The sequence below is a fragment of the Streptomyces cyslabdanicus genome, assembly GCF_052663305.1.
Map to the genome: position 1 here is coordinate 109,624 of NZ_JBQRUW010000022.1, position 17,372 is coordinate 126,995.

General features: G+C 70.2%; 17 protein-coding genes. 11 read left to right on the forward strand and 6 right to left on the reverse strand.

Features of this window, described 5'->3' with window-relative positions; genetic code table 11:
* The first annotated feature begins 114 nt into the window (after positions 1-114).
* The 6 genes from ACTYVM_RS14510 to ACTYVM_RS14535 all read left to right on the forward strand — a co-directional run bounded on the left by ACTYVM_RS14510 (position 115) and on the right by ACTYVM_RS14535 (position 8,354).
* The gene (locus tag ACTYVM_RS14510) at positions 115-852 is read left to right on the forward strand and encodes a response regulator transcription factor (protein WP_400029072.1); all 738 of its coding nucleotides are present in this window, start codon (positions 115-117) and stop codon (positions 850-852) included.
* Complete coding sequence (locus ACTYVM_RS14515) at positions 849-1,955, forward strand: HAMP domain-containing sensor histidine kinase (protein WP_445526354.1); 1,107 nt, start codon at positions 849-851, stop codon at positions 1,953-1,955. Before ACTYVM_RS14510 ends, ACTYVM_RS14515 begins: the two co-directional genes overlap by 4 nt.
* 284 nt (positions 1,956-2,239) lie before the next feature.
* A complete protein-coding gene (locus tag ACTYVM_RS14520) occupies positions 2,240-6,031 on the forward strand; it encodes a multifunctional oxoglutarate decarboxylase/oxoglutarate dehydrogenase thiamine pyrophosphate-binding subunit/dihydrolipoyllysine-residue succinyltransferase subunit (RefSeq protein ID WP_445526355.1) in 3,792 nt (1,263 codons plus the stop codon).
* 86 nt (positions 6,032-6,117) lie between these two features.
* Complete coding sequence (locus tag ACTYVM_RS14525) at positions 6,118-6,300, forward strand: DUF6104 family protein (RefSeq protein WP_005312030.1); 183 nt, start codon at positions 6,118-6,120, stop codon at positions 6,298-6,300.
* A gap of 181 nt (positions 6,301-6,481) precedes the next feature.
* The gene (locus ACTYVM_RS14530; protein ID WP_445526356.1) at positions 6,482-7,342 is read left to right on the forward strand and encodes a DUF4097 family beta strand repeat-containing protein; all 861 of its coding nucleotides are present in this window, start codon (positions 6,482-6,484) and stop codon (positions 7,340-7,342) included.
* Between the two features lies 1 nt (position 7,343).
* Positions 7,344-8,354 carry a PadR family transcriptional regulator gene (locus tag ACTYVM_RS14535; protein ID WP_445526357.1) on the forward strand — a complete coding sequence of 337 codons (1,011 nt, stop codon included), beginning with the start codon at positions 7,344-7,346 and terminating at the stop codon, positions 8,352-8,354.
* Positions 8,355-8,390: 36 nt separating this feature from the next.
* Here ACTYVM_RS14535 and ACTYVM_RS14540 read toward each other — a convergent pair whose 3' ends face one another.
* The 4 genes from ACTYVM_RS14540 to ACTYVM_RS14555 all read right to left on the reverse strand — a co-directional run bounded on the left by ACTYVM_RS14540 (position 8,391) and on the right by ACTYVM_RS14555 (position 11,564).
* Entirely contained in the window at positions 8,391-8,957 is a 567-nt protein-coding gene (locus tag ACTYVM_RS14540) for a Clp protease N-terminal domain-containing protein (RefSeq protein WP_445526358.1), read from the reverse strand.
* Positions 8,957-9,166 carry a helix-turn-helix domain-containing protein gene (locus tag ACTYVM_RS14545; protein ID WP_400029066.1) on the reverse strand — a complete coding sequence of 70 codons (210 nt, stop codon included), beginning with the start codon at positions 9,164-9,166 and terminating at the stop codon, positions 8,957-8,959. The genes ACTYVM_RS14540 and ACTYVM_RS14545 overlap by 1 nt, the downstream gene beginning before the upstream one ends.
* A gap of 64 nt (positions 9,167-9,230) precedes the next feature.
* On the reverse strand, positions 9,231-10,196 hold the full coding sequence (locus ACTYVM_RS14550; RefSeq protein ID WP_400029065.1) for a zinc-binding dehydrogenase: 966 nt from the start codon (positions 10,194-10,196) through the stop codon (positions 9,231-9,233).
* 144 nt (positions 10,197-10,340) lie between these two features.
* Complete coding sequence (locus ACTYVM_RS14555; protein WP_445526359.1) at positions 10,341-11,564, reverse strand: NAD(P)-dependent malic enzyme; 1,224 nt, start codon at positions 11,562-11,564, stop codon at positions 10,341-10,343.
* A gap of 547 nt (positions 11,565-12,111) precedes the next feature.
* Here ACTYVM_RS14555 and ACTYVM_RS14560 point away from each other — a divergent pair.
* From ACTYVM_RS14560 to ACTYVM_RS14570, 3 genes are read left to right on the forward strand one after another with little or no spacing between them, the layout of a single operon-like run.
* Positions 12,112-13,071, forward strand: a complete 960-nt coding sequence (locus ACTYVM_RS14560; RefSeq protein WP_445526360.1) for an ABC transporter substrate-binding protein — start codon at positions 12,112-12,114, stop codon at positions 13,069-13,071.
* 47 nt (positions 13,072-13,118) lie between these two features.
* On the forward strand, positions 13,119-14,054 hold the full coding sequence (locus ACTYVM_RS14565; protein ID WP_445526361.1) for an amino acid ABC transporter permease: 936 nt from the start codon (positions 13,119-13,121) through the stop codon (positions 14,052-14,054).
* Between the two features lie 50 nt (positions 14,055-14,104).
* On the forward strand, positions 14,105-14,857 hold the full coding sequence (locus tag ACTYVM_RS14570) for an amino acid ABC transporter ATP-binding protein (RefSeq protein ID WP_445526436.1): 753 nt from the start codon (positions 14,105-14,107) through the stop codon (positions 14,855-14,857).
* 89 nt (positions 14,858-14,946) lie between these two features.
* Here the strand turns inward: ACTYVM_RS14570 and ACTYVM_RS14575 are convergent, their stop codons facing one another.
* On the reverse strand, positions 14,947-15,723 hold the full coding sequence (locus ACTYVM_RS14575; protein ID WP_445526362.1) for a class I SAM-dependent methyltransferase: 777 nt from the start codon (positions 15,721-15,723) through the stop codon (positions 14,947-14,949).
* A 99-nt stretch (positions 15,724-15,822) separates the two neighbouring features.
* Here ACTYVM_RS14575 and ACTYVM_RS14580 point away from each other — a divergent pair, with 99 nt between their 5' ends.
* Positions 15,823-16,452 (forward strand): CGNR zinc finger domain-containing protein, encoded by a 630-nt coding sequence (locus ACTYVM_RS14580; RefSeq protein ID WP_400029060.1) that lies wholly within the window; start codon positions 15,823-15,825, stop codon positions 16,450-16,452.
* Here ACTYVM_RS14580 and sodX read toward each other — a convergent pair.
* On the reverse strand, positions 16,356-16,790 hold the full coding sequence (gene sodX / locus ACTYVM_RS14585; protein ID WP_445526363.1) for a nickel-type superoxide dismutase maturation protease: 435 nt from the start codon (positions 16,788-16,790) through the stop codon (positions 16,356-16,358). The genes ACTYVM_RS14580 and sodX overlap by 97 nt on opposite strands.
* Positions 16,791-16,936: 146 nt before the next feature.
* Between sodX and sodN the strand changes: the two genes are divergently transcribed.
* Positions 16,937-17,332: a superoxide dismutase, Ni gene (gene sodN, locus ACTYVM_RS14590; protein WP_020136639.1), complete on the forward strand. Its 396-nt coding sequence runs from the start codon at positions 16,937-16,939 to the stop codon at positions 17,330-17,332.
* Positions 17,333-17,372: the final 40 nt, after the last annotated feature.

Genomic DNA, 17,372 nt, shown 5'->3' on the forward strand with positions numbered 1-17,372 from the left:
GGTGAGTCCCCGTACGCTGCTTCCCTGGCGCCGATCATTCACGCGTCAATCGCAACTACGCGCAGTCAAGGAATCACCCCACGGATTCCGGAAAGCACACCTCAGGGGCGGGCGATGGAGCAGACACACACCGCGCACAACGGCACGACGGCCAGCCCGGGCGCCCAGCGCCGGGTCCTGGTGGTCGAGGACGACCAGACCATCATGGATGCCATCGCCACCCGCCTGCGCGCCGAGGGATTCCTCGTGCAGACCGCGGGTGACGGCCCGGCCGCCGTCGACACGGCCGAGGCCTGGCAGCCGGACCTGCTGATCCTCGACATCATGCTGCCCGGCTTCGACGGCCTGGAGGTCTGCCGCCGCGTGCAGGCCCAGCGCCCGGTGCCGGTGCTGATGCTCACCGCGCGCGACGACGAGACCGACATGCTGGTCGGCCTCGGGGTCGGCGCCGACGACTACATGACCAAGCCGTTCTCGATGCGGGAGCTGGCCGCACGCGTGCACGTGCTGCTGCGCCGCATGGAGCGGGCCGCGCTGGCCGCGGCGACCCCGCGCAGCGGCATCCTGCGCCTGGGCGAGCTGGAGATCGACCACGCCCAGCGCCGGGTGCGCGTGCGCGGCGAGGACGTCCACCTCACCCCGACCGAGTTCGACCTGCTGGTGTGCCTCGCGAACACCCCGCGCGCGGTGCTCTCGCGCGAGCAGCTGCTGGCCGAGGTGTGGGACTGGGCGGACGCCTCCGGCACCCGGACCGTGGACAGCCACATCAAGGCGCTGCGCCGGAAGATCGGCGCCGAGCGGATCCGCACGGTGCACGGCGTGGGCTACGCGCTGGAGACACCGACACCGTGAGCGACGGGCCGGCCGCGCGGAGGGACCAGGGCGACCCCTGGGGTGGCGTACGCCCGTTCTCGATCAAGACCAAGCTGGGCGCGCTGGTCGTCATATCGGTGCTGATCACCACGGGCCTGCTGATGATCGCCGTGCGCACGGCGACGGAGCTGCGCTTCATCACGGTCTTCTCGATGATCGCCACGCTGCTCATCACGCAGTTCGTGGCGCACTCGCTCACCGCGCCGCTGGACGAGATGAACACGGTGGCCCGCTCCATCTCACACGGCGACTACACGCGCCGGGTGCGCGAGAACCGCCGGGACGAGCTGGGCGACCTGGCCCAGACGATCAACCGCATGGCCGACGACCTGGAGGCCGAGGACCGTCAGCGCAAGGAGCTGGTGGCGAACGTCTCCCACGAGCTGCGCACGCCCATCGCGGGCCTGCGCGCGGTGCTGGAGAACATCGTCGACGGGGTCACCGAGGCCGACCCCGAGACCATGCGCACGGCGCTGAAGCAGACCGAGCGGCTCGGCCGGCTGGTGGAGACGCTGCTGGACCTGTCCCGTCTGGACAACGGCGTGGTGCCGCTCAAGCAGCGCCGGTTCGAGGTGTGGCCCTATCTGGCGGGCGTGCTGAAGGAGGCCAACATGGTCGCCTCGGCCCGCGCCGGCATCGCCTCCGGCTCCGGCAGCCACACCCGTACGGACGTGCATCTGCACCTGGACGTCTTTCCGTCCGAGCTGACCGCGCACGCCGACCCCGAGCGCATCCACCAGGTGGTCGCCAACCTGATCGACAACGCGGTCAAGCACAGCCCGCCGCACGGGCGCGTGACGGTGAAGGCGCGGCGCGGCCCGCAGCCGCAGTCGCTGGTGCTGGAGGTCCTGGACGAGGGGCCCGGCATCCCGCGCTCGGAGTGGCACCGCGTCTTCGAGCGCTTCAACCGGGGCACGGTGCACCGGCCGCACGGCCCGGGCAGCGACGGCGGCACCGGACTCGGCCTGGCGATCACCCGCTGGGCGGTCGATCTGCACGGCGGCCGGATCGGTGTGGCCGAATCCGAGCGGGGCTGCCGGATCCTCGTCACTCTTCCGGGCGCACCTTCTTTGCCAAGTTGACGTAAAGTCGATCACGATCCCCAAGATCCACGAGCATCCGCGCAGGCGGACACGTGTGATCCCGGCGGGGCCCGCATCCCCAGGGGGTCGGGCCCGGGTCCCCCCTTCCCTGACACAGCGGAACTACGGTTGTTTCCCGCCATTTCAAGCCCCGAAACCCGGGTTTCGATGTGACTTACATGACGAAGGAGTGGCCCGACCTGACCTTCCCCCTCTCAGGGGCGTAGCCTTTATTCCCGCTGTCCATCATTCTTGTGAAGAAGCGGAAGAGGGCGGTTGCCGCCGTGTCGCCACAGTCCCCCAGTAACTCGAGCATCTCGACCGACACCGACCAAGCCGGGAAGAACCCCGCAGCTGCGTTCGGTGCCAACGAGTGGCTCGTCGACGAGATCTATCAGCAGTACCTCCAGGACCCGAATTCCGTAGACCGTGCCTGGTGGGACTTCTTCGCCGACTACAAGCCGGGGGCCGCCGCCCCGCAGGCTCCGGCGGGTACCGCGGCCGCGGGGGCCGCGGAGACCACCAGCACGGCCCAGGCGGCGCCCGCCGCTCCGGCCCGGCCCCAGGCCGCCGCCGCGCAGGCCGCCGCTCCCGTGCAGCCCCCGGCCGCCGCTCCGGCTCCGGCCGCGGCGCCCGCGAAGCCGGCCGCTCAGGCTCCGGCGCCCGTGAGGGCCGCCGCCCCGGCCGAGCCCGCCGCCGCGGCGCCCGCGGGTCCGGAGCTCGTCACGCTGCGTGGTCCCTCGGCCGCGGTCGCGAAGAACATGAACGCCTCGCTGGAGCTGCCCACGGCCACGTCCGTGCGCGCCGTCCCGGTGAAGCTGCTGTTCGACAACCGCATCGTCATCAACAACCACCTCAAGCGGGCCCGCGGCGGGAAGATCTCCTTCACGCACATCATCGGCTACGCGATGGTCCAGGCCATCAAGCAGATGCCGTCGATGAACTGGTCCTTCGCGCAGAAGGACGGCAAGCCCACCCTGGTCAAGCCGGAGCACGTCAACCTCGGCCTGGCCATCGACCTGGTGAAGCCCAACGGCGACCGCCAGCTCGTCGTGGCGGCCATCAAGAAGGCCGAGACGCTGAACTTCTTCGAGTTCTGGCAGGCCTACGAGGACATCGTCCGTCGCGCCCGCGACAACAAGCTGACGATGGACGACTTCACCGGCGTCACCGTCTCCCTCACCAACCCCGGCGGTCTCGGCACGGTCCACTCCGTGCCGCGGCTGATGCCCGGCCAGTCGGTGATCATGGGCGTCGGCTCCATGGACTACCCGGCGGAGTTCCAGGGCACCTCCCAGGACACCCTGAACAAGCTCGGCGTCTCCAAGGTCATGACGCTCACGTCGACCTACGACCACCGGGTGATCCAGGGCGCCGCCTCCGGCGAGTTCCTGCGCGCCGTCGCCAACCTGCTGCTCGGCGAGCACGACTTCTACGACGACCTGTTCAAGTCGCTGCGCATCCCCTACGAGCCGGTCCGCTGGCTCAAGGACATCGACGCCTCGCACGACGACGACGTCACGAAGGCCGCCCGCGTCTTCGAGCTGATCCACTCCTACCGGGTCCGCGGCCACGTCATGGCCGACACCGACCCGCTGGAGTACCAGCAGCGCAAGCACCCCGACCTGGACATCACCGAGCACGGGCTCACCCTGTGGGACCTGGAGCGCGACTTCGCGGTCGGCGGCTTCGCCGGCAAGACGCTGATGAAGCTGCGCGACATCCTCGGCGTGCTGCGCGACTCGTACTGCCGCACGGTCGGCATCGAGTTCATGCACATCCAGGACCCCCGGCAGCGCAAGTGGATCCAGGACCGCGTGGAGCGCCCGCACTCCAAGCCGGAGCGCGAGGAGCAGCTGCGCATCCTGCGCCGGCTGAACGCGGCGGAGGCCTTCGAGACCTTCCTGCAGACCAAGTACGTCGGCCAGAAGCGGTTCTCCCTGGAGGGCGGCGAGTCCGTCATCCCGCTGCTCGACGCGGTCATCGACTCTGCGGCCGAGTCCCGCCTGGACGAGGTCGTCATCGGCATGGCCCACCGCGGCCGCCTCAACGTCCTGGCCAACATCGTCGGCAAGTCGTACGCGCAGATCTTCCGCGAGTTCGAGGGCAACCTCGACCCGAAGTCGATGCACGGCTCCGGCGACGTGAAGTACCACCTGGGCGCCGAGGGCACCTTCACCGGCCTGGACGGCGAGCAGATCAACGTCTCGCTGGTGGCCAACCCCTCCCACCTGGAGGCGGTGGACCCGGTCCTGGAGGGCGTCTCCCGCGCCAAGCAGGACATCATCAACAAGGGCGGCACGGACTTCACGGTCCTGCCGGTGGCGATCCACGGCGACGCGGCCTTCGCGGGCCAGGGCGTGGTGGCCGAGACCCTGAACATGTCGCAGCTGCGCGGCTACCGCACCGGCGGCACGGTCCACGTCGTCATCAACAACCAGGTCGGCTTCACCGCCGCCCCGGAGTCCTCGCGTTCGTCCATGTACGCCACCGACGTGGCGCGGATGATCGAGGCCCCGATCTTCCACGTGAACGGCGACGACCCGGAGGCCGTGGTCCGCGTGGCGCGCCTGGCCTTCGAGTTCCGCCAGGCGTTCAACAAGGACGTGGTGATCGACCTCATCTGCTACCGCCGCCGCGGTCACAACGAGTCGGACAACCCGGCCTTCACCCAGCCGCTGATGTACGACCTGATCGACAAGAAGCGCTCGGTGCGCAAGCTCTACACCGAGTCGCTGATCGGCCGGGGCGACATCACCCTGGAAGAGGCCGAGCAGGCGCTCCAGGACTACCAGGGCCAGCTCGAGAAGGTCTTCACCGAGGTCCGCGAGGCCACCGCGCAGCCGGCCTCCGGTGACGTCCAGGCGCCGCAGGACGGCTTCCCGGTCGCGGTGTCCACGGCCGTCTCCGCTGAGGTCGTCAAGCGCATCGCCGAGTCCCAGGTCAACATCCCCGACCACATCACCGTCCACCCGCGGCTGCTGCCGCAGCTCCAGCGCCGCGCGGCGATGGTCGAGGACGGCACGATCGACTGGGGCATGGGCGAGACCCTGGCCATCGGCTCGCTGCTCCTGGAGGGCGTCCCGGTCCGGCTGTCCGGCCAGGACTCCCGCCGCGGCACCTTCGGCCAGCGGCACGCGGTGATCATCGACCGTGAGACGGGCGAGGACTTCACCCCGCTGCTGTACCTGTCCGAGGACCAGGCCCGGTACAACGTCTACGACTCCCTGCTGTCCGAGTACGCGGCGATGGGCTTCGAGTACGGCTACTCGCTGGCCCGCCCGGACGCGCTGGTGATGTGGGAGGCCCAGTTCGGCGACTTCGTCAACGGCGCGCAGACGGTCGTGGACGAGTTCATCTCCTCAGCCGAGCAGAAGTGGGGCCAGACCTCCGGCGTCACCCTGCTCCTGCCGCACGGCTACGAGGGCCAGGGCCCGGACCACTCCTCCGCCCGCCCGGAGCGGTTCCTGCAGCTGTGCGCGCAGAACAACATGACGGTCGCGATGCCGACCCTGCCGTCGAACTACTTCCACCTCCTGCGGTGGCAGGTGCACAACCCGCACCACAAGCCGCTGGTCGTCTTCACCCCGAAGTCGATGCTGCGCCTGAAGGCCGCGGCCTCGAAGGCGGAGGAGTTCACCACGGGCCAGTTCCGTCCGGTCATCGGCGACGCGTCGGTGGACCCGGCGGCGGTCAGGAAGGTCGTCTTCACCGCGGGCAAGGTCTACTACGACCTCGACGCCGAGCGCCGCAAGCGGGGCGTGACGGACACGGCGATCATTCGCCTCGAGCGCCTGTACCCGCTCCCGGGTGCCGAGCTCCAGGCGGAGATCGCCAAGTACCCGAACGCGGAGAAGTACCTGTGGGCCCAGGAGGAGCCGGCGAACCAGGGCGCGTGGCCGTTCATCGCCCTGAACCTCATCGACCACCTGGACCTGGCGGTCGGCGCTGACATCCCGGCCGGCGAGCGCCTGCGCCGCATCTCCCGCCCGCACGGCTCCTCCCCGGCCGTCGGTTCCGCGAAGCGGCACCAGGCGGAGCAGGAGCAGCTGGTGCGCGAGGTGTTCGAGGCGTAACCGCTCCCGCGCGTCTTACCTGACCGGGCCGCACCCCCTGACCGGGGGTGCGGCCCGGCCGTTTCGGCACACCTATCCTTGACGGCATGTACTTCACAGACCGTGGCATCGAAGAGCTGGAGAAGCGGCGGGGCGAGGAGGAGGTCACCTTCGAGTGGCTGGCCGAGCAGCTGCGGACCTTCGTCGACCTGAATCCGGACTTCGAGGTGCCGGTGGAGCGGCTGGCGACCTGGCTGGCCCGGCTGGACGACGAGGACGACGAGGAATAGGGATCCGCAGGGATCGGCAGCCGTTCGGTGCGGGGCGCCCCTCAGGGGCGCCCACTCGCGTTTTCGGGGGCCATCCCGCGCCTCACCGGAACGTGTGCCTTGACTTCCCGCGAGCGCGATATATCGTGTTTGACAGACGACGCGATATGGCGTGTCGCGTCCAGTCCGGGAGGTCTGCACCATGTCCGAGTGGTCCGTCGGTGAGCCCAGGAAGCTCACCTTCGACGAGTCCGTGACCGTGCTCAACATCCGCATCGTGCACGGCACGGTGAACGTCGTGGGCGCCGACGAGGGTCCGGCCCGCCTGGAGGTCTCCGAGATCGAGGGGCCACCCCTGGTGGTCACCCAGCAGGGCGGGACGCTGACGGTGGCGTACGAGGACCTGCCCTGGAAGGGCTTCCTCAAGTGGCTGGACCCCAAGGGCTGGCGGCGCAGCGCCGTGGTGTCCGTGGCCGTTCCGGCGAGCGCCCGCGTGGAGCTCGGAGTGGTCGGCGCCGGCGCGATGGTCTCCGGGATCGACGGACGCGCCGAGGTCAAGGGCGTCTCCGGGGACACCACCCTGGTGGGTCTCACGGGCCCGGTGCGCGCGGACACCGTGTCGGGGAACGTGGAGGCGCAGGCGCTCTCCGGTGACCTGCGGTTCAACTCGGTCTCCGGCGACCTGACGGTGGTCGACGGCGCCGGTCCCTCGGTGCGGGCGGACTCGGTGAGCGGGTCGATGATCGTCGACCTCGACCCGGCGGGCGGCCCCACCGACGTCAGCCTGACCAACGTCTCCGGCGAGATCGCCATCCGGCTCCCGCACCCGGCGGACGCGCAGGTGGACGCGAACACCGCGAGCGGGACGGTGTCCAACGCCTTCGAGGACCTCAAGGTCAGCGGCCAGTGGGGCGCCAAGCGGATCACCGGCCGCCTCGGTGCGGGCAACGGCCGGCTGAAGGCGACCACCGTCTCCGGCTCCATCGCGCTGCTGCGACGCCCGCCGGCCGAGGACTCCCCCGGCGGCACCGCAGAGGGCGCGAACAACGGGAAGGTGCTCTGAGATGGCTCCCGTCTTCGCGCACGGCCGCCTGCGCCTGTACCTGCTCAAGCTGCTCGACGAGGCCCCGCGCCACGGCTACGAGGTGATCCGGCTGCTGGAGGAGCGCTTCCAGGGCCTGTACGCCCCGTCGGCGGGCACCGTGTATCCGCGGCTGGCCAAGCTGGAGGCCGAGGGCCTGGTCACGCACACCACCGAGGGCGGCCGCAAGGTGTACGCGATCACGGACGCGGGCCGCGCCGAACTGGCCGACCGCAGTGGTGAACTGGCCGACCTGGAGCTGGAGATCCGCGAGTCCGTCGCCGAACTCGCCTCGGAGATCCGCGCCGACGTGCGCGGCGCCGCGGGCGATCTGCGGCGCGAGATGCGGGCAGCGGCGTCCCGGGCCCGGGAGGGCGCCGGAGCCCAGGGCGAGCACGGCAAGGCCGACGACAAGGAGGCCTGGCAGGCCGCCAAGGAGGAGATGCGGCGCGTCAAGCAGGAGTGGAAGGAGCAGGCGCGGCGCGCGAAGGAGGAGAGCCGCAGGGCGCGCCACGAGGCCCAGCGGGCCCAGCGGCAGGCCAAGGAGGCGCAGGAGCGGGCGCGGGCCCAGACGCAGGAGGAGGTGCAGCGCATCGCCAAGCGGATCCAGGACCAGGTGCAGGACCACTTCGACCGGGGCGACTGGCCCACGGGGGTGCGCGAGGGCCTGACCGAACTGGCCAAGGAGTTCGGCGAGTTCGGCAAGGACTACGCCTTCGGCCGCACCGCGCCCCGGCCCGAGCACTCCACGCCCCCCGAGTACTCCACCACCCCGGAGGACTTCCCGGCCGGCTACGAACCGGCCTGGGCGCACGAGGACCTCACCGGCGACCCGGCCCGCGATCTGGACCGCATCCTGGACCGCTTCCGCGACGACATCCGCGACTCGGCCCGGGACCACGGCGTCTCCGCCGACCAGCTCCGTGAGGCCCGCCGCCATCTGTCCACGGCGGCGGCCCACATCGCCTCGCTCCTGCACCGCCCGAAGGTCTGACGGCCCCCGCCCGTCGGCCCCGCGGGCGGCCATCGCTCAACTTGCCGCCCGCGCCTCGCCCCCGCCGTACAGCACGCGGGTCACCGACTCGTAGGTCACACCGTGGTCGGCGAGGGCCTCGGCGGGCACGCCGGGGCGGACGGTCAGGGCGAGGAGGATGTGCTCGTCGCCGATGTGCCGGTCGCGGTGGGCCACCGCCGTGCGCAGGGCCTTCTCGAGCGTCTCCTTGGCACTCCGGCCGAAGGCGCGGCGGCCGGGCCAGGCGCCCTTGCCCTGCCGGTCACCGGACATCGCCCCGACGCCGTGAGCCTCCTCCACCCGGGAGACGATCTCCGAGACGTCGATGCCCAGGCCCGCGAGGGCGTCGGCCTCGGCCCGGGACAGGCCTGCGCGCCGCCGCGCGTCGTGCAGCGCCTGCCGCACGGGCTCCCCGTGCTCGTCGAGCCCCAGCGCCGCCAGCGCGAAGGACCCGCGGCTGCCCTCGCGGTCGAGCAGGGCGAGCAGAAGGTGCTCGGCGTCCACGCTCTGCGCTCCCGCGTCGTCGGCGTACTCCACCGCGCCCCGCACCACGGCCCGGGCGTCCTTCGTGAACCGTTCGAACATCACTGCCTCCCGTACTTCTTGTGCACGGCCTGCCTGCTGACGCCGAGTTGGGCGGCGATCTCCTGCCACGACCAGCCCTGGTTGCGCGCGCTGCGCACCTGTACCGCCTCCAGCTGCTCGAGCAGCCGTCGCAGCGCGGCCACGGCCCGCAGCCCGACCCGGGGATCGCGGTCGCCCGCGCGCTCGGCGAGATCCGTTGCTTCGGTCATGCAGTCAACCTACATTGACATGCAGCACACGTCAACCACAGTTGACAGGCCGGAGCGGCGGGAGTCAGGAGGTGGTGAGCACGACCTTGCCGAAGTGGCTGCCCGACTCCAGCCGTTGGAAGCCCTCGCGGGCCCGGTCGAGCGGCAGCACCTCGTCGATGACGGGACGGACCCCGGTGGCGGCGCAGAAGGACAGCAGGTCCTCCAGCTCGTCCTTGGTGCCCATGGTCGAGCCGACGACCTTCAGCTCCAGGAAGAAGATGCGCGTCAGCTCGGCATGGGACGGCCGGTCGCCGCTCGTGGCCCCGGAGATGACGATCGTGCCGCCGGGCCGCAGCGACTTGACCGAGTGCGACCAGGTGGCCGCGCCGACGGTCTCGATCACCGCGTCCACCCGCTGCGGCAGCCGCGCCCCCGGCTCCAGCGCCTCCACCGCGCCGAGCTCCACCGCACGCCTGCGCTTGGCCTCGTCCCGGCTGGTGGCGAACATCCGCAGCCCGGCCGCCCTGCCGAGCACGATCGCGGCCGTGGCGACACCGCCGCCGGCGCCCTGGACGAGGACGGAGTCGCCGGGACGCACCCCGGCGTTGGTGAAGAGCATGCGGTACGCCGTGAGCCACGCCGTGGGCAGACAGGCGGCCTCCTCGAAGGAGAGCTCCTTCGGCTTGGGCAGGACGTTCCAGGTCGGCACGGCCACCTGCTCGGCAAAGGTGCCCTGGTAGCGCTCGGTGAGGATGGAGCGGGGCTCCCCGGGCCGGACCCCGTACCCGCTCTGTCCGATCACGGAGTGCAGGACGACCTCGTTACCGTCCTCGTCGACGCCGGCGGCGTCGCAGCCGAGGATCATGGGCAGCTTGTCCTCGGACAGGCCCACCCCCCTCAGCGACCAGAGGTCGTGGTGGTTCAGTGAGGCGGCCCTGACGTCGACCGTGCTCCAGCCGGGACGGGCCTCGGGGGCGGGGCGCTCCCCCGTCTCCAGGCCGCTCAGCGGCTGGTCGCGGTCGATTCGGGCGGCGTAGACAGCGAACATGACCTTGACCATAGGGGTGCGCCCCGGCCGGCGGAACCACGCGCCCCTGTGACACTCACCCTCTTGCGGGGCGGGAGAACGCGAACGACGCGGGACAAGACGAACGGCCCCGTCCTCAGTGGACGGGGCCGTTCGGGGGTCGGCTCAGCGACGCGCCACGCCCTCGGCGCGGGCCGCGGCGGCCACCGCCGCGGTCACGGCCGGGGCCACCCGCTCGTCGAACGGCGAGGGGATCACGTAGTCCGCGGCGAGGTCGTCCCCGACGACCCCGGCCAGCGCGTCGGCCGCCGCGAGCTTCATGCCCTCGGTGATCCGGGACGCCCGCACCTGGAGCGCGCCCGCGAAGATGCCCGGGAAGGCCAGGACGTTGTTGATCTGGTTGGGGAAGTCCGAGCGCCCGGTCGCCACGACCGCCGCGTACTTGTGAGCGACCTCGGGGTGCACCTCGGGGTTCGGGTTGGCCATGGCGAACACGAAGGCGCCCTCGGCCATCGACGCCACGGCCGCCTCCGGCACCGTGCCGCCGGAGACGCCGATGAAGACGTCGGCGCCGGCCAGCGCGTCCTCCAGGGAACCGCTGACGCCGGCCCTGTTGGTGAACTCGGCCAGTTCGCGCTTGACCTGCGTCAGGTCCGTGCGGTCGGCCGACACCACGCCCTTGCGGTCCGCGACCGCGACATCGCCGATACCGGCCCCGACCAGCATCTTGGCGATGGCCACTCCGGCCGCGCCCGCGCCGGAGATGACGGCCCGCAGGTCCCCGATCGCCCGCCCGCTCAGCCGCGCCGCGTTGCGCAGCGCCGCGAGGGTCACGACCGCCGTGCCGTGCTGGTCGTCGTGGAAGACCGGGATGTCCAGACGCTCCTGGAGCCTGCGCTCGATCTCGAAGCACCGGGGGGCCGAGATGTCCTCCAGGTTGACCCCGCCGAAGGACGGCGCGAGGCGCACCACGGTCTCGACGATCTCGTCGACGCCGGTGCAGTCCAGCGCGATCGGCACCGCGTCCACGCCACCGAACTGCTTGAACAGGATCGCCTTGCCCTCCATCACCGGGAGGGAGGCTTCGGGGCCGATGTCACCGAGCCCCAGCACTGCCGTGCCGTCGGTCACGACGGCGACCACGGACGACTTCCACGTGTAGTCGTGGACCAGCTCCGGCTGCTCCGCGATGGCGGAGCACACGCGCGCGACGCCGGGCGTGTACGCCAGGGACAGGTCGTCCTTGTCGCGGACGGGCACAGTGGCCTGCACGGCCATCTTGCCGCCGCGGTGCAGCGCGAAGGCCGGATCGAAGGCGTCGAGCGGCTCAGCTCCGCCGTCCTGATCCGTACTGCTGTCGCTGCGAGGATTGACGATCTCCGCTGCCACTTCGTTTTACCCCTTAAGTGTTCATGGTTTGAGGGTTGCCGCTCCTGGTGAAGAGCGGGCGGGACCGCGCACGGACCGTGAGTGATGCCTTCGGCCACTTGCGCGACGGGCGCGCCGCACACGCGCTCCGAGCCCCGGATGAGGGGTGTGAAGAACCTTCTTACCGGACGATCGGCGTCAACGACGAGTCCATAACGTCAAGGTCACATGACGGGGACGCGGCACTTGGCCCAATATGGGGACAACTCGTCGCCGAGTGTCCGACACAGTCGCAACTGCACTCAAACACGATGCCCCGCCGGACCGCATCCTGAGACGAGCCGAAGGTTTTCCGGCCGCAAAAAGGCATTCCCGCAGATGGTCCGGCTTCGCCGGAGCCGCTTCACGCTGTTCGGGGGTCACCCGTTATCCGATTTTGACATGGCGACTCCCCTGAATGGCGCAGCCCGAATGGCAAGATGCGGTCAATCACACGAGGTCGCAACACCCGAAGGTGTGTGTCCTCGTCGACCCGTCGGCAGCTCCATCCATCAGCCGGAGGAACCACATGACCGCACGCTCCACCCGTCGTACGACCGCCGCGCACTCCCGGCTAGCTGCGGTCGGTGCGATCGTGGTCACCGGCGCCCTGATCCTCACCGGCTGCGGTGACCAGACCAAGGACAAGAACAAGCCGTCGGGTAGCGACTCGGCCAACGCGGCCCCGCTGGCCGCCAAGCTCCCGGCACAGATCCGGGAGAAGGGCGTCATCAGGGTCGGCTCCGACATCGCGTACGCGCCGGTCGAGTTCAAGGACAAGTCCGGCACCGTCGTCGGCCTCGACCCCGACGTCGCGGCCGCCCTGGGCAAGCAGCTCGGGGTGACCTTCGAGTTCGAGAACGGCACCTTCGACGCCCTGCTCACCGGCATCCGCTCCAACCGCTACGACGTCGCGATGTCGGCGATGACGGACAACAAGAGCCGTCAGGAGGGCGTCGACCCCAGCACGGGCAAGAAGGTCGGCGAGGGCGTCGACTTCGTCGACTACCTGTCCGCCGGTGTCTCGATCTACACCCGCAAGGGCGACACCAAGGGCATCAACGGCTGGTCCGACCTGTGCGGCAAGAAGATCGCCCTGGAACGCGGCACCATCTCGGAGGACCTCGCCAAGGCCGAGGCGAAGAAGTGCCCGAGCGGCAAGAAGCTCACCATCGAGCCGTTCGACGACGACCAGCTGGCCCAGACCCGGCTGCGCTCGGGCGGCGTGGACGCCGTCTCCTCGGACTTCCCGGTCGCCGCGTACGCGGTGAAGACCTCCGGCGGCGGCAACGACTTCGAGATCGTCGGCCCGCAGGTCCAGGCGGCCCCGTACGGCATCGCCGTCGCCAAGGGCAACACGCAGCTGCGCGACGCGCTCCAGGCCGCGGTGAACGCGATCATCAAGAACGGCGAGTACGAGAAGATCCTCGAGAAGTGGGGCGTCCAGTCCGGCGCCGTGACGGAGTCCGTCGTCAACGGCGGCAAGTGACCGCACACCCGAGCCGCCGCTGACCGTCCCCCTGAGAGGCGACACCCGTGACTGCTGACATCGACAGGACGGCGGGCCCCAAGGACACGCCCCCGGCCGGACCGCAGGCCATCAAGGCCATTCCGGTCCGGCACTACGGGCGGTACGTCACCGCCGTCGTCGCGATCGCGATCCTGGTCGCGATCATCCACGCGTTCAGCCAGGGCAGGATCAACTGGCACGCGATTCCGTCCTACTTCTTCGACCACCGGATCATGACCGGCGTCGGCAAGACCCTGATGCTGACGGTCCTGTCGATGCTGATCGGCATCGTCGGCGGCATCGTCCTCGCGGTGATGCGCCTGTCGAAGAACCCGGTGACCTCGAGCATCGCCTGGTTCTACATCTGGTTCTTCCGCGGCACCCCGGTCCTGGTCCAGCTGTTCGTGTGGTTCAACCTGGGCCTGGTCTTCCAGTACGTCAACCTGATGCCGTTCTACAAGGACTACTGGTCGAACTTCATGACGCCGCTGCTGACGGCGTTGCTCGGCCTGGGTCTGAACGAGGCGGCGTACATGGCGGAGATCTGCCGCGCCGGCCTGATCTCGGTCGACGAGGGCCAGACCGAGGCCGCCCACGCGCTGGGCATGAGCAACGGCAAGACCCTGTTCCGGATCGTCGTTCCGCAGGCGATGCGGGTGATCGTGCCGCCGACCGGCAACGAGGTCATCAACATGCTGAAGACGACCTCGCTGGTGTCGGTCGTCCAGTTCTCGGAGCTGTTCCGCTACGCCCAGGACATCGGCCAGGTCTCCGGTGCCCCGGTGGAGATGTACTTCCTCGCCGCCACCTGGTACCTGATCATGACCTCGGTGCTGAGCGTGGGCCAGTACTACATCGAGCGGTACTACGCCCGTGGCTCCAGCCGCAGCCTGCCGCCGACGCCGTGGCAGAAGGTCAGGGCGCATCTGACGTCCTTCTCCAGCAGGAAGGTCACGGCATGACCGACAAGCTCACCGAACAGGGCGTCACCGCGCGCGACACCGGCGTCGCGATGGTGAAGGCCGAGGGCGTCCACAAGTCCTTCGGCCAGGTGGAGGTGCTCAAGGGCATCGACCTGGAGGTCAGGCCCGGCGAGGTGTTCTGCCTCATCGGCCCCTCCGGCTCCGGCAAGTCGACGTTCCTGCGCTGCATCAACCATCTGGAGAAGATCAACGCGGGCCGGCTGTACGTCGACGGCGAACTCGTCGGCTACCGCCAGCACGGCGACAAGCTGTACGAGCTGCGCGACCGCGAGGTCGCCATGAAGCGCCAGGACATCGGCATGGTCTTCCAGCGCTTCAACCTGTTCCCGCACATGACCGCGCTGGAGAACGTCATCGAGGCGCCGGTCCAGGTCAAGGGCGTGAACAAGGGCGCGGCCAGAGAACGGGCGATGCAGCTGCTGGAGCGCGTGGGCCTGGCCGACCGGGCGGGGCACTACCCCGCGCAGCTCTCCGGCGGCCAGCAGCAGCGGGTGGCGATCGCCCGCGCCCTGGCCATGGACCCCAAGCTCATGCTGTTCGACGAGCCGACCTCGGCGCTCGACCCGGAGCTGGTCGGTGACGTCCTCGACGTCATGCGCGACCTCGCCGAGTCCGGTATGACGATGGTCGTCGTCACCCATGAGATGGGCTTCGCCCGGGAGGTCGGCGACAGCCTGGTCTTCATGGACGAGGGCGTGGTGGTGGAGTCCGGCCATCCGCGCGAGGTCCTGACCGACCCGCAGCACGAGCGCACCCAGTCCTTCCTGTCGAAGGTGCTATAGGCCCAAGGCCCGCAGCAGGACGCGGACGGGACGAGAGGGGCGGTACGGGTATCCCGTACCGCCCCTCTCGCACGTAGCGCGCGGGAGCCCTACTTGAGGGCGAGCAGCAGCGTGTCGGACGGCGAGCACCACACCGGGCGGGCCTCCGCGAAGCCCTGGTCGCGCAGGACGCGCGCGTGCCACGCGGCGGACGGCATGTCGCCGTCCGCGTGCTCGCCGTAGATCTCGAAGCGGCGGGCCGTCGGTCCGGCCAGCACCGGGTCCTTGGCGGCCAGCTGCCACCACTCCGCCCAGTCCAGGGCGCCGGCCCGCTTGGCCTGTTCCATGCGCTCGTGCCGCTGGGCGCGCTCGGCCGCGTTGATCCTGGGGGTGGTCTCGTCGATCATGTGGTCCGCGTTCATGAAGACGCCGCCGTCGCGGACGAGTTCCGCGACCTGGCCGTAGAGGGCGGCGAGAGGTTCGGTGTGCAGCCAGTGCAGGGCCGTGGCGGTCAGGACGGCGTCGTACGAGTCGTACGGCAGCTTCGCCGGCCAGTCGGGGTCCTTGAGGTCCGCGGTCACGAAGGAGACCCGCTCGTCGCCGTCGAAGGTGCCGCGCGCGATGGCGAGAAGCGCCGGGTCGAGGTCGACGCCGGTGCTGGTGGCCCCGGGGAAGCGGGCGAGCAGCCGGGCGGTGATGGTGCCGGTGCCGCAGGCGAGGTCCAGGACGCGCGGGGCGGTGCCGACCAGCGCCTCGACCATGTCGAGCATGATGCGGAAGCGTTCCTCGCGGTCGGGCATGTACCACTCCTGCTGGCGGTCCCAGCTCTCCTGCCAGGCGGCCCAGTCGGCCCCCTCCGCGGTGATGCCCGTCCTCGTGTCCGTCATCGCAGCCCTTCCTGCCCCTGTCACGTAATACCCTTGAAGGCCAGCCGGCTATTACCCGGCCGCTCCCTCGACCATAGAGCGCCTGCGTAAGGACTACAAGTGGAACTGGCCTATTACTCGGATTACGCCGTACGACTCGTCAACAGCGAGGAGCCGGCCCGGGGCAAGGACGCGCTGACCTCGGTCGACGCGGTCCGGGACCTGTTCGGCGCCAACGCTTCCGCGGCCCGCCGCGCCACGGACGCCGATGTCACGCGCTTCCGCTCGGTACGGGCCCGGCTGCGCTCGGTCTTCGAGGCCGCCGACCAGGGCGACGAGACGCTCGCGGTGGCCCTGCTGAACTCCCTGCTGCTGGAGTTCCCGGTGAGCCCGCAGATCTCGGGGCACGACCACCGCGACGAGGACGGCCGCCCGCTGTGGCACATGCACCTGGCGGACCACCCATCCAACGCGACCGCCGGCTACGCGGCGATCGCGGCGATGGGACTGGCGTTCCACCTCACCGAGTACGGCGTCGACCGCCTCGGCCTGTGCGAGGCCGCGCCGTGTCGCAACGCCTACCTGGACACCTCCACGAACCGCTCGCGCCGCTACTGCTCCGACCGCTGCGCGACCCGCGCGAACGTCGCCGCCTACCGGGCCCGCAAGCGTCTGGAGGCCGACCGGTCGGCGAACACGGGCCGGGCCGCCGACAGCGCCCAGCGCACCAGCGCCAGCGGCGAGCGCTGAACACGCCGGCGCGGCCGGTAGCGGAACCGCACCTTGCCCAGGACCAGGTCCTCGGGCACGGTCCCGTAGTCGGTGCTGTCCCCGCCCGCGTAGGCGTTGTCGCCCAGCACCCACCAGCCGCTGTCGCGCCGCTCCGAAGCCCGCTTGACGACCAGCAGGTCCTGCTGGAACGGATGCCGCAGGACCACCACGTCACCGGGCCGGATCCGGGCGCCGTACTGCACCACGAGCCGGTCGCCGTGGTACAGCGTGGGCACCATGGACGGCCCGGTCACCTCGGCCAGCCCGAAGGGCAGTAGGGCGCCTTTGCGCTCGGTCTCCTGCGACAGCTCCGGCATCCCCGGCACCTCCCCGGTCACGTTCCTCCACCAGTCTCAGTCTCACCCCGGACTTTTGTCCTAAGCCCTAGGGGGCACCCGCGAAAACACGCCTGTCAGGGAGTAATGTCCCACCTGAGAAGACGATCACGAGGAAGGATGGCTCCATGCTCTCCCGCCTGTTTGCCCCCAAGGTCAAGGTCAGCGCACACTGCGACCTTCCCTGCGGTGTGTACGACCCGGCCCAGGCCCGCATCGAGGCGGAGTCGGTGAAGGCCGTCCAGGAGAAGATGGCCGCGAACGACGACCCGCACTTCCAGGCGCGCGCCACCGTCATCAAGGAGCAGCGCGCCGAGCTGGCGAAGCACCACGTCTCCGTGCTGTGGAGCGACTACTTCAAGCCCCCGCACTTCGAGAAGTACCCGGAGCTGCACCAGCTGGTCAACGACACGCTGAAGGCCCTCTCCGCCGCCAAGGCCTCCACCGACCCGGCCACGGGTCAGAAGGCCCTGGACTACATCGCCCAGATCGACAAGATCTTCTGGGAGACGAAGAAGGCCTGATCTTGAATCATGCCCGTTGACCTGCGGTTTCCTTGACCGC